Here is a 12,550-nt window from a genome sequence, read left to right on the forward strand (position 1 = left end):
AGCTGGGCCGCCAGGGGCGATGGGGGTCCCCCCTGCTCGAGCGAAGCCGAGAGCTTGGGGGAGGGTGGGCACAGCCCCGGCCCACGGTGCCCGTGATGTGGGGGGTGGGTGTACGGCCCCCGGCCAAGTGGCGCTTCCCGGTCACGGGGGACGGGGCGGTGTGTGGGCGGGGGACAATGGGCGCGTGCGTTATCGCGTCCTCGGCGTGACCCGGGCCCTGCGCCCCGACGGCACCACGGTGCCCGTCGGCGGCGCACGCCTGCGCGCCCTCCTCGCCGCACTCGCCCTGCGCCCGGGCCGCGGCGTCCCCACGCCCGTCCTCGTCGACCAGGTATGGGGCACCGCACCCCCGGCCGACGCCCCCGCAGCCCTGCAGGCCCTGGTCGGCCGCCTGCGCCGCACCCTGGGCGCCGACGCGGTGGCCTCCACCGACGGTGGCTACCAGCTGTGCGTCACCCCCGACGACATAGACGCCCACCGCTTCGAGCGCCTCGTCGGCGAAGGCACCCGCGCCCTCGCCGACGGCGACCCCGCCAAGGCCGCCGCCCTCCTCGACGACGCCCTCGCCCTGTGGCACGGCGACGCCTTCGCCGACCTCCCGGACCACACGGCGGAAGCCACCCGCTGGTCCGCCCGCCGCCTCGACGCCCTCCGTGCCCGCTTCACCGCCGCCCTCGCCCTCGGCCAGGCCGAGTCCGCCCTGCCCGAACTCACCGCCCTGTGCGACGGCCACCCCCTGGACGAGCCCCTCCAGGCCCTGCGCCTGCGCGCCCTGCGCGACGTCGGTCGCGCGGCGGAGGCCCTGGCCGCCTACGAAGGCGTACGCCGCACCCTCGCCGACCGCCTCGGCGTCGACCCCGGTCCGGAACTTCGCACCCTGTATGGGGAGTTGCTTCGGCCCGGGGGGAGGAGTGGTGCAGTTGGGTCCGATGGTGGTGCGGTCCGGTCTGATGGTGGTGCAGTCGCGTCTGATGGTGGTGCGGGCGAGGGTGGGTTGGGTGGGTCTGATGGTGGTGCGGGCGCGGTTGGGTCGGGTGGGTTGGTTGGGGCAGGCAGGTCGGGCAGGTCGGGCAGGTCGGGCAGGTCGGGCAGGTCGGGCGGGGCTGTTGGGGCGGTCCGGTCTGGTGGGTCTGCTGGGTCTGCTGGGTCTGGTGGGGTGGGTGACGACGGTGTGGGTCCGGCTGGGGGTGGCGGTCTTGTCGGTGCGGACGCGGACGGCTTGAGCCGTGGCCCGCGCTCCGGCGTGGACTACCGGAGTGCGGACACCCGGGCTGGCCGCCGTACCGGCACCAACCCCGCCCCGGGCAACCTCCGCGCCCGCCTCACCTCCTTCGTCGGGCGTACCGGCGACATCGACGCCATCCGCGACGACCTGAGCCGCGCCCGGCTCGTGACGCTGACCGGGCCCGGCGGCGCCGGCAAGACACGGCTGTCCCAGGAAGCCGCCGAGGCGGTGGGGGACATATCGGTGGACGGCGTGTGGCTCGTCGAACTCGCCCCCGTGGACGACCCCGACGACGTACCGGAAGCCGTCCTCACCGCCCTCGGTGCCCGCGAGACCGTGCTGCGCGGCGCGGGCGCCGAAGAGCTGCGGGCCGCCGCCGAGCGGCACGCCGACGACCCGATGGTGCGCCTCGCCGAGCACTGCGGACCGCTCCGCATGCTCCTCGTCCTCGACAACTGCGAACACGTCATCGACGCCGCCGCCCGCCTCGCCGAGCGCCTCCTCGCCGAGTGCCCGGGGCTCACCGTCCTCGCCACCAGCCGCGAACCCCTCGGCGTCCCCGGCGAGTTGGTGCGCCCCGTCGAACCCCTGCCCGAACCCTTCGCGCTGCGCCTGCTCGCCGACCGCGGCGCCGCCGCACGGCCCGGCTTCCGCATCGACGACGACGTCCGCGCCGCCGCCGAGATCTGCCGCCGCCTGGACGGCCTGCCGCTCGCCATCGAACTGGCCGCCGCCCGGCTGCGGATCCTCGCCCCGCGCCAGATAGCCGACCGCCTCGACGACCGCTTCCGTCTCCTCACCAGCGGCTCCCGCACCGTCCTGCCGCGCCAGCAGACCCTGCGCGCGGTCGTCGACTGGTCCTGGGACCTCCTCGATCCCGCCGAGCGCTCCGTCCTGCGCCGCCTCTCGGTCTTCGCCGGCGGCTGCGACCTCGCCGCCGCCGAAGCCGTCTGCGGCGCCCGGCCGGAAGGGGCGGGAGGCTTGGGAAGGCCGGGAGAGGTCGCGGAGCTGGGTGGAGTCGGAGGCGCAGGACGGGCCGCGGGGGCAGGGCTGCCGTCCGGTGAGGAGTCGGGTGGTGAAGGTGCGTTCGGGCCTGTCGATCCTCGCGACGTCGCCGGCATCCTCGGCTCCCTCGTCGACAAGTCCCTCGTCGTCGCCGCTCCCTCCGCCCACGACGGCGTGATGCGCTACCGGCTCCTGGAGACCGTCGCCGAGTACGCCGCCGAGCGGCTCGACGAGGCGGGGGAGCGGGCCTGGGCGACCCGGGCGCACCTCGTCCACTTCCGGGAGTTCGCCCGCGTCACCGACCCGGCGCTGCGCCGCCGCGGGCAGCGCGAGGCGATCGCCGCCTTCGAGGCGGAGTACGAGAACCTGCGCACCGCGCTGCGCCACGCCGTCGCCGCCCACGACGAGCAGGAGGCGCTGTGCCTGGTCCTGTCCCTGTCGTGGTTCTGGCTGATCCGTGATCTGCGGCAGGAGGTGCGCAACTGGTCCCGGGAGGTGGTGGCCCTCGGGCCCGACCCGTTCGCGGACCCCGTCAGGCCCGCACCGCCGCTGTACGGGCGCTGCACGGACAACCCGCCCCCGCTGTCGGGCGAGCTTCTCCAGGAGGCCCGCCGCGGCGTGCACCTCATCCAGCTGTCCTGCATGGACATGGACCCGGTGGGCTGGCACACCCCGGAGGCCGGCCGGAAGCTGCGCGCGATCCGTGACACCTACCGGCCGGGCCTGCCGCAGACCTGCCGGAGCCCGGGCAACCTGTGGTTCTTCGCCGTCCTGATGGCGGGGGACGTGGACCGGCTGCGCCAGGTCGTCGACTCGACCGTCGCCTCCTGCCGTGAGCTCGGCCTCGACTGGGAGCTCGCGTCCGCCCTCCAGCAGCGCGCCAACATCCTCGCCAACCGTGCCGACTGGGCCGGGGACGCCGTGAGCGACGCCGACGAGGCCCTGGAGATCTGCACCCGCATCGGTGACTCCTTCGGCGCGGCCGAGGCCCTGTCGTCGCGCGGCGAGGCCCATGAGCGGCGCGGTGAGTACCTGCTGGCGGCCGAGGACTTCCAGGCCGCGATGGACCACGCGGAGGACGTCGGCGCACGGGCCCAGGTGTCGCTGCTCAGCGCCCGGCTCGGCACGGTCCTCATCGAGGCGGGGCAGGGGGAGCGCGGCGAGGCCCTGCTGCGGCAGGTGATCGACGACAGCGGCAGCCGGCTGAACGGGGCGCTGCCCGCCGCCCGGCTCTTCCTCGTCGGCCTGCTCGGCCGCACCGGCCGCGTGGCCGAGGCGCGCGAGCAACTGGTGATCCTGCGCGAGGAGTTCGCGGTCTTCGGCTTCGCTCTCTTCGAGGGCTTCCTGCTCGGTTCGCACGCCTGGCTCGACACCCTCGACGGCCAGTACGAGCGCGGGCTCGGTCAGGCCCTCGAAGCCGCGGAGAGGGCCGCCGAGCCCTTGGCGCAGATCGTCGCCCCGCAGCTGCTCTCCGTCCATCTGGCGACCGTGGCCCGCGCCCTCGCCTCCTACGACACCGGCCGCGCCGCGGCCGCCGCCCGGCTGATCGCCGTGGCCGACGCCCGGCTGCCGCCCGGCCATGTACCCGTCGCCATGGAGCGGGAGGTCCGCCGTGCCGCCGAGCGGACGGTCCGCGCGGTCCTCGGCGACGCGGCCTACGCCGTCGCGTACGCCGAAGGCGACGGCCTCTCCTGGGAGGAAGCCGTCGCCTCGGCGAGGCTGTGACCACGGGCCGCGTCGCTGCGGCCCCGGGCCGCGCTCGGGCGCGGCGTCCGCGTCACGTCCTGGTGCGGAACTTGTGGATCGCGATCGGCGCCATGACGCCCGTCATCACCACCGACCAGATGAGCGTCACCCACACGTCGTGGGCGACCGGAGTGCCTCCGTTCATCAGACCGCGGGAGGCGTCGGCGAGCGACGACAGCGGGTTGTAGTCCGTGAACGCCTGGAGCCAGCCGGGCATGGACGTCGTCGGCGCGAAGATGGACGAGCCGAACTGCAGCGGCATCAGGACCAGGAAGCCCATGCCCTGGATGGCCTGGGCGCTCTTCATGACGACACCCATGGTGAGGAAGATCCACATCAGGCCCACGCCGAAGGCCAGGGCGAGGCCCACGGACGCGAGCAGACCCGGGACGCTCTCCACGGAGAAGCCGATGATCAGGGCGACGGCCAGCAGGATCGCCGTGGCGATCAGCATCCGCAGGAGCTCGACCACGATCTTGGCGGTCATCACGGAGGAGCGGCTGATCGGCAGGGACCGGAAGCGGTCCATGACGCCGGTCTGGAAGTCCTGGTTGAAGCCGGTGCCCACGCCCATGGCCATGTTCATCCCCGTCATGGCCATCAGGCCGGGGATCGCGTACTGGATGTACTCGTCGCGGCCGCCGCCGAGGGACTGGCCGACGGAGCCGCCGAAGACGTACACGAACAGCAGGGTGAAGATGATCGGCATCAGGACGGCGTCGAGCATCGACTCGGCGTCCTGCTTGATCCACAGCAGGTTGCGGCGGACCAGCGCGCCGGTGTGCCGCACGTGCGCGCGCAGGCTGATGCGGGTGTCCGGCTCGGTCCTGGCCTCGGGGCGTCGCTGCTCGGGCGGCGCGGCGGGCGCCTTGACGGTGGTGGTGCTCATGCGGCGACCCCCTCGAGATCGGTGGCCGTGGAGTCCAGGGACTCACTGGTCCTGTGACCGGTGAGGGACAGGAACACCTCGTCCAGGCTGGGCAGCTCGGTGGCGATGTCGGAGAGTGTGATGCCGCGCGCGGTGAGCGCGCCCACGACCGCCGTGAGCTGTTCGTCGCTGAGGATCGGCACCAGGACGGTGCCGGTCTCGGTGTCGACCGTGGTGGTGGCGAGGCCCGTGAGGCCGGCCTCGTCGAGCGCGGTGGCCGTGGGGCGCAGCTGCGCCGGGTCGGCCGGGCGGATCCGCAGGGTGCGGCCGCCGACCTTGGCCTTCAGCTCCTCGATGCCGCCCTTGGCGATGACCTTGCCGCGGTCGATGACCGTCAGCTCGCTGGCGAGCTGCTCGGCCTCCTCCATGTACTGCGTGGTCAGCAGGACGGTGACGCCGTCGCCGACCATGCGCTTGACCTCTTCCCAGACCTCGTTGCGCGTGCGCGGGTCGAGGCCGGTCGTCGGCTCGTCCAGGAACAGCACCGCCGGGCTGCCGATCATCGACGCCGCGAGGTCGAGACGGCGGCGCATGCCTCCGGAGTACGTCTTCGCGGGCCTGCGGGCGGCCTCGGTGAGGGAGAAGCGCTCGAGCAGGCCGTCGGCGCGCGAGCGGGCCTCCTTGCGGGACAGGTCGAGCAGCCGCCCGATCATGTAGAGGTTGTCCCAGCCGGTCAGCTTCTCGTCCACCGACGCGTACTGACCGGTGAGGCCTATCACGCGGCGCAGCTGGCGCGGCTGGCGCAGCACGTCGTACCCCGCGACGAAGGCGCTGCCGGAGTCGGGTGTGATGAGGGTGGAGAGGCAGCGTACGAGTGTGGTCTTGCCGGCGCCGTTGGGGCCGAGGACGCCGAGGACTGTTCCCTCGTGCACGTCCACGTCGACGCCGTCCAGCGCCTTGGTCTCGCCGTAGTGCTTGACCAGCCCCCGTACCGAAACAGCGCTTCCCGCGCCGTCCGCTCCCCGTTGGGGCTTGTTGCCGATTTCTGTCATGCCGTACATGAGAGCAGGCGCCACCGACAATCCACCGACAGCCGACCGACAGGGGTGCCGAGCGGGGGGTGCCCGCTGGGAGGCCGCCCTCGTGGACGAGTGTGGAGGAACCCCCGCGAAGCGGTGTGAGCCGCCCGCGAAAGCGGAGTGGCGCGATATCGACTGCGGCAACCCGGACAGCCCGGGAGGAGGCGGGCAGCCCGCCGACGGGGGACGGTCGGCGGGCTGCCGTTGGTGCCGCGATGGTCCTGTCGGCCGTGAGGCCCGGGGCACGTCGTGCCGGGGCCGCACGGCCGGGGGCGTCAGTGGACCGCGTGCTCCGCGGCCGGGAACGCGCCGCCCACCACGTCCTCGGCGAACGCCTTCGCGGCGTCGCCCATGACGCCGCGCAGGTTCGCGTACTGCTTCACGAAGCGCGGCATCTTGCCTCCGGTCAGGCCCAGCATGTCGGTCCACACCAGGACCTGGGCGTCGCAGTCGGCGCCCGCGCCGATGCCCACGGTCGGGATGTGCAGGGACCGGGTGACCTCGGCGGCCAGCTCGGCCGGTACGAGTTCGAGCACCACCGCGAAGGCGCCCGCGGCCTCGGCCGACTTGGCGTCCCGCAGCAGTTGCTGGGCCGCCTCCTCGCCGCGGCCCTGGACGCGGTAGCCCATGGTGTTCACGGACTGCGGGGTCAGGCCCAGATGGGACATCACGGGGATGCCGGACTGCACGAGCAGCTCGGTCTGGGCCAGCGAGCGCTCACCGCCCTCCAGCTTCACCGCGCCCACACCGGCCTCCTTGACCAGGCGCGTCGCGGACCTGAGCGCCTGGACGGGGCCCTCCTGGTATGAACCGAAGGGCAGGTCGGCGACGATCAGGGCGCGGCTCGTGCCGCGCACGACGGCCGCGGACAGGACGGCCATCTCGTCGAGGGTCACGGGCACGGTCGTCTCGTACCCCAGGTGGCAGTTGCCCGCCGAGTCGCCGACGAGCATGACCGGGATGCCGGCCTCGTCGAAGACGGACGCGGTCATCGCGTCGTACGCGGTGAGCATGGGCCACTTCTCGCCGCGCTCCTTGGCGGCGGTGATGTCGCGGACGGTGATGCGGCGTGTGCCCTTGCCGCCGTACAGCGCCTTGCTGCTGTCGGGGGCCCGCTCCTTGGGGGCGGGGCTCTGGGCAGCCGAAAGCTGCGTCATCGCAACGGCTCCTTCTGTCGTCTCGAGGCGCCCTGACGGCGTCCCCGGATCACGTCCATGGTGGCATCGCGTGCCGCCCGGAGGCTAGGGGGTGTTCTTTCGGCCAATCCCGGCCCGGCTGTGGACGCGGCGGGGTGCGGGGGCGCGGAGGCATTGGTTCCGGGCGGTGGACCGGAAAGAGCGCGTAAAGGCTTCCCCATCCTTTTCAATACGAGACGGTCTCGTATCGAAATGTACCTAGGGTGGAAGCCATGACCACACCTGCCGTCCCCGACGCGCCCCGGATACCGGAGGCGGTGCACCGCCGTCGCTGGGCGATCCTCGGCGTCCTCATGCTGAGCCTGCTCATCGTCGTCCTGGACAACTCGATCCTGAACGTCGCCATCAAGACCATCTCGACCCCCGAGCCCACCGGCCTCGGCGCCACCCAGGGCGAGCTCGAGTGGGCCATCAACTCCTACACGCTCGTCTTCGCCGGACTGCTCTTCACCGCGGGCCTGCTCGGCGACCGCCTCGGCCGCAAGAAGGTGCTGCTCGCCGGGCTCGCCGTCTTCGGCATCGGCTCCGCGCTCGCCGCCCAGTCCGGGTCGCCCGCCGAACTCATCGGCTTCCGCGGCCTGATGGGGCTCGGCGCCGCCTTCGTGATGCCCGCGACCCTCGCCGTCCTCATGCACGTCTTCGAGCGCGAGGAGCAGCCCAAGGCCATCGGCATCTGGGCCGCGGGCGTCGGCCTCGCCGTCGCGATCGGGCCCATCACCGGCGGTGTCCTCCTCGACCACTTCTGGTGGGGCTCGGTCTTCCTCATCAACGTGCCGATCGTGATCGTCGCCATCGGCCTGATGATCGTGCTCGTCCCCGACTCCAAGGATCCGAAGCCGGGCCGCATCGACCTCGTCGGCGTCGTGCTCTCCGTCGTCGGCCTGGTGCTGCTCGTCTACGGCATCATCAAGGGCGGCCAGCTCGCCGACTTCACCGACCCCACGGCCCTCGCCACGATCCTCGCGGGCCTGGCCGTGCTCGTCGGCTTCGTCTGGTACGAGAAGCGCAGCGACCACCCGTCCATCGACATCTCGTACTTCAAGAACCGCGTCTTCTCCGCGGCCATCACCGCCATCGCGCTGGTCTTCTTCGCGCTGATGGGCGTCACGTTCTTCGCCGTCTTCTACACCCAGAGCGTGCGCGGGTACTCGCCGCTGGAGACCGGGCTGCTCATGCTGCCGCTCGCCGTCGCCCAGCTGATCTTCGCGCCGCGCGCCCGGCTCGTCGTCGACCGCTTCGGGGTGCGGGCCGTGTGCGCGGGCGGTCTCACGGTGATCACCCTCACGCTCGTCGCCTTCACGCTCCTCGACGCCGACACGCCCATCTGGGTCATGGAGGTCATCTTCTTCTTCATGGGCGCGGGCATGGCGCACATCATGACGCCCACCAGCGTCGTCATCATGCAGGCCCTGCCCCGTGAGAAGGCGGGCTCCGCGTCCGCCCTCAGCAACACCTTCCGGCAGGTCGGCGGGGCGCTCGGCATCGCCGTCCTCGGGTCCGTGCTCTCCGCGGCCTACCGCGGGGGTGTCGAGGACGAGCTCAAGGTGCTGCCGCCCGGGGCGCGGCACACCGCGGGGGAGTCCATCGAGGCGACGCTCGGGGTGGCCGGGCGGCTCGGCGGGCGGGGGGAGGCACTGGTCTCCGCGGCCAACGACTCGTTCCTGCACGCCATGCACATCACCGCGCTGTGCGGCGCGGGCGTCGCCCTGGTGGGCGTGCTCGTGGTGTCCCTCTACCTGCCCGGCAAGCCGCCGAAGGAGAAGCTGACCTCGACGGACGCTCCCGCCCCCGACCGGGTGGGCGCCGACCGCTGAGGCACCGCCCCGGGCCGGTGGCGCCGTGCGGACGGCGGTGCCCTGGCCCCGCGACGCGGACCAGGGAGAATGCGGGGGACGCAGACCGCAGAGGAGTCGAACATCGTGGAGCAGGGGCGCACCGGCAAGGGTGAGGGCGTCGTCGCCAAGGGCGCGGGCGTCAGGGGCCGTCCCCGGAGCGAGGCGGTGGAGCGCGCCATCATCGAGGGCGTCATCAAGCTCATCGAGGACGGCGTGCCCCTCGCGGAGCTGTCCATCGAGCGCGTCGCCCGCACCGCGGGCGTGGGCAAGGCCACCATCTACCGCCGCTGGAGCGGCAAGGAGGAGATGTTCGTCGACGTCCTGCGCACCCTGGAGGAGCCCCCCGCCGAACTCCCCGGCACCTCCATGCGCGACGACCTCGTCGTCCTCGTCGAACACATCCGCCGCCGCGGCCTCACCATGCGCTCGTCCGCGATCCTGCACAACGTCTTCGCACAGATGAAAAGCCTGCCGAAACTGTGGGAGGCCTACCACAAGACGGTCATCGACCCGCAGCGCCGCATCTCCTACGAGGTGCTGCGCCGCGGCGTCGAGACCGGTGAACTCCGCGCCGACGTCGACATCGTGCTCGCCAACGAGCTGTTCGTCGGCCCCATGCTGGTACGCAGCGTGCTGCGCCCCGACGACCCGCTGGACGAGGACCTGCCGGTGCGCATCGTCGACCTCGTCCTCGAAGGACTGCGGCCCGCGGAGTGAACCCACGGCCGCGCGCGTGTCGTTCGCCACCCTCGCCGCTGCCGTTCGCCTCTTGCCCACCACCGGCCGCGTGCGCAACGCCCCATGGACGATGTGCGCGTTTCGTCACAGAGGCCGTGCCTCGCCCACACATCCGGAACCTCACGAGCCCGCCCGGTCGTCCTCGTGCCCGTACGGCCGTCACCGGACGGCGGAGCAGACACGCGATCATCGCCTAGGGTGCAGGGGCGGGGAGACGGTGTGCACGGCAGTCAGTGAGGCGACGAGAGTATGGCGCAGGCGTACAAGGCGGAGACGGACAGCGGCGGCTCGGAGCCCGAGCGCCAGGGTTCGCGACTGCGACGCCTGGCCGACGGGTGGCGGGGCGACCCCGGCATCTGGCGGCGCGGGCTGATCACGGCGGGGACCGCGGTCCTCATCGGTCTCGTGATGCTCCTTCACGCCCAGATCCCGAACGGCGTCGGCAACCTCGGCAGCCTCACCGAGACCTTCCTGCCCTGGCTCGGTGTGTTCGTCCCGGTCCTGCTCGTCATCGCCGTCGTCCGCAAGTCCGCGACGGCCCTGATCGCGCTGGTGCTTCCGGTGGCCGTCTGGTTCAGCGCCTTCGGCGGGCTCATCACCGACAAGTCCGGCAGCGGCGGCGACCTCACCGTCGCCACGCACAACGTGAACGCCGACAACCCCGACCCGTCCGGCACCGCCCGCGACGTCGCCGCGTCCGGCGCGGACATCGTCGCCCTGGAGGAACTCACCGCCTCCGCCGTGCCCACGTACGAGAAGGCCCTCGCGGACACGTACAAGTACCACTCCGTGCAGGGCACCGTCGGCGTGTGGAGCAAGTACCCGCTCACCGGCACCAAGCCCGTCGACATCAAGCTCGGCTGGACGCGCGCGATGCGCACCACCGTCGACACGCCCAAGGGGCAGGTCGCCGTGTACGTGGCGCACCTGCCGTCGGTGCGGGTCAAGCTCGACGCCGGCTTCACGGCCGGGCAGCGCGACGACAGCGCCGACGCGCTCGGCGAGGCCATCGGCGACGAGAAGCTCGGCAGGGTCGTGCTGCTCGGCGACCTGAACGGCACCATGAACGACCGCGCCCTGAACGCCGTCACCTCCCAGCTGCGCTCCACGCAGGGCGCCGCGGGCGACGGGTTCGGCTTCAGCTGGCCCGCCTCGTTCCCGATGGCCCGCATCGACCAGATCCTGGTCAAGGGCGTCGAGCCGGTGTCCTCCTGGACCCTGCCGGAGACGGGCAGCGACCACCTGCCGGTCGCCGCGAGCGTCGACCTCTGACGGTCACCCGCGCTTCATCCCGCGGGGCGGTCGGCCTTAACCTCGCGGAATACGTGGGCCGGGAGCCTTTGTTCCGACGGTAAACTTACGGATTCGGCTTCGTATCGACCGGTGGTACGGATCCGCCGGTGGTACGGACCCGGAATCCGTACGCCCGCCGTCCCGCGCCCCCGTCCCCCTGGAAGGTACGTCCCTCATGCCCCTGGCCCTGCTCGCCCTCGCCGTGGGCGCCTTCGGCATCGGCACCACCGAGTTCGTGATGATGGGGCTGCTGCCCAACGTCGCGGACGACCTGCACATATCCATCCCCACCGCCGGGCACCTCGTCTCCGCGTACGCCCTCGGGGTCGTCATCGGCGCCCCGCTGCTCGCCGCCGTCACCGCGAAGCTGCCCCGGCGGCGCGTGCTCATCGGCCTCATGGCCCTCTTCGTCGTCGGCAACGCGGTGTCCGCCGCCGCGCCCGACTACCACTGGCTGATGGCGGCCCGCTTCCTCAGCGGGCTTCCGCACGGCGCCTTCTTCGGCGTGGGCGCGGTCGTCGCCACCGGACTCGTCGGGCCCGAGCGCAAGGCGCGGTCCGTGTCCCTGATGTTCCTCGGGCTCACCGTCGCCAACGTCGTCGGCGTGCCCGTCGCCACCCTCATGGGGCAGCAGCTCGGGTGGCGCGCCACGTTCCTCGCCGTCAGCGCCATCGGGCTCGCCGCCATCGCCGCCCTCGCGCTGCTCGTGCCCGCCGACCACGGCCACGGCGAGAACGCCGGGCTCCGCGGGGAGCTGCGCGCCCTCGGCTCGCTGCCCGTCTGGCTCGCCCTCGGTACGACCGTCGCGGGCTTCGGCGCCCTCTTCGCCGCCTACAGCTACGTCACCCCGATGCTCACCGACTCCGCCGGGTTCGCCGAGGCCAGTGTCACGCTGCTGCTCGCCCTCTTCGGTGTCGGCGCGACCGCGGGGAACCTGCTCGGCGGGCGGCTCGCCGACCACTCCCTGCGCGGCACCCTCTTCGGCGGGCTCGGGGCGCTTGTGCTCGTCCTGCTCTTCTTCCCCGTCCTCATGCGGGCCGAGTGGAGTGCGGCTGTGGGGGTTGCTCTGCTGGGCATGGCCGCGTTCACGACGGGGTCGCCCTTGCAGCTCATGGTCATGGAGAAGGCCGCCGCCGCGCCGTCCCTCGCGTCCTCCGCCAACCAGGCCGCCTTCAACCTCGCGAATGCCGGTGGCGCTTGGATCGGTGGGCTTGCCCTCGCCGCGGGCTTCGGGGTCACGTCGCCCGCCGTGGCCGGGGCGGGGCTTGCCGTCTTCGGGATCGGGGTGGCCGCGGTGGCTTACGCCGTCGATCGTGGGCGTGCGGCCGGGCCGGGGGCCTCTGGGCGGCTGGTGGCCGAGCACGTTCCCTCGGCGCCGGCCGACGCCACCCGTCCCTGACCGGCACCGGGGCCTCCGGCCCGCCGGGCGGGCCCTCTCCCACCCACCCGCCCCAGCTCGCATCGAGCCGGGCAACAGCCCGGCACCCTCAGCCCCGCGAGGGTCGCCCCCGTTTCGCGCTGCGCGCTCGTCCTCAATCGCCGGACGGGCTCTCTCCCACCCGCCC

Annotated in this window: 8 protein-coding genes; 5 read left to right on the forward strand and 3 right to left on the reverse strand. The window is 72.8% G+C overall.

The window, feature by feature from the left end:
* The first annotated feature begins 184 nt into the window (after positions 1–184).
* Entirely contained in the window at positions 185–3,955 is a 3,771-nt protein-coding gene (locus OO63_RS36000; protein ID WP_033264781.1) for an AfsR/SARP family transcriptional regulator, read from the forward strand.
* Between the two features lie 52 nt (positions 3,956–4,007).
* Here the strand turns inward: OO63_RS36000 and OO63_RS36005 are convergent, their stop codons facing one another.
* From OO63_RS36005 to panB, 3 genes are all read right to left on the reverse strand, one after another.
* On the reverse strand, positions 4,008–4,865 hold the full coding sequence (locus OO63_RS36005) for an ABC transporter permease (RefSeq protein WP_030363239.1): 858 nt from the start codon (positions 4,863–4,865) through the stop codon (positions 4,008–4,010).
* On the reverse strand, positions 4,862–5,905 hold the full coding sequence (locus OO63_RS36010) for an ATP-binding cassette domain-containing protein (RefSeq protein ID WP_106983535.1): 1,044 nt from the start codon (positions 5,903–5,905) through the stop codon (positions 4,862–4,864). The genes OO63_RS36005 and OO63_RS36010 overlap by 4 nt, the downstream gene beginning before the upstream one ends.
* A gap of 293 nt (positions 5,906–6,198) precedes the next feature.
* Positions 6,199–7,080: a 3-methyl-2-oxobutanoate hydroxymethyltransferase gene (gene panB / locus OO63_RS36015; protein WP_030363241.1), complete on the reverse strand. Its 882-nt coding sequence runs from the start codon at positions 7,078–7,080 to the stop codon at positions 6,199–6,201.
* A gap of 251 nt (positions 7,081–7,331) precedes the next feature.
* Here panB and OO63_RS36020 point away from each other — a divergent pair, with 251 nt between their 5' ends.
* The 4 genes from OO63_RS36020 (at position 7,332) to OO63_RS36035 (ending at position 12,384) form a co-directional block, all read left to right on the forward strand.
* Positions 7,332–8,933, forward strand: a complete 1,602-nt coding sequence (locus tag OO63_RS36020; protein WP_030363242.1) for an MFS transporter — start codon at positions 7,332–7,334, stop codon at positions 8,931–8,933.
* 69 nt (positions 8,934–9,002) lie between these two features.
* Positions 9,003–9,671 (forward strand): TetR/AcrR family transcriptional regulator, encoded by a 669-nt coding sequence (locus tag OO63_RS36025; protein ID WP_030363243.1) that lies wholly within the window; start codon positions 9,003–9,005, stop codon positions 9,669–9,671.
* Positions 9,672–9,941: 270 nt separating this feature from the next.
* The gene (locus OO63_RS36030) at positions 9,942–10,964 is read left to right on the forward strand and encodes an endonuclease/exonuclease/phosphatase family protein (protein WP_030363244.1); all 1,023 of its coding nucleotides are present in this window, start codon (positions 9,942–9,944) and stop codon (positions 10,962–10,964) included.
* Between the two features lie 196 nt (positions 10,965–11,160).
* Complete coding sequence (locus OO63_RS36035; RefSeq protein WP_030363245.1) at positions 11,161–12,384, forward strand: MFS transporter; 1,224 nt, start codon at positions 11,161–11,163, stop codon at positions 12,382–12,384.
* Positions 12,385–12,550 lie beyond the last annotated feature (166 nt).

Origin of the sequence: Streptomyces alboflavus (assembly GCF_000716675.1) — a bacterium.
Taxonomy (GTDB): domain Bacteria; phylum Actinomycetota; class Actinomycetes; order Streptomycetales; family Streptomycetaceae; genus Streptomyces; species Streptomyces alboflavus.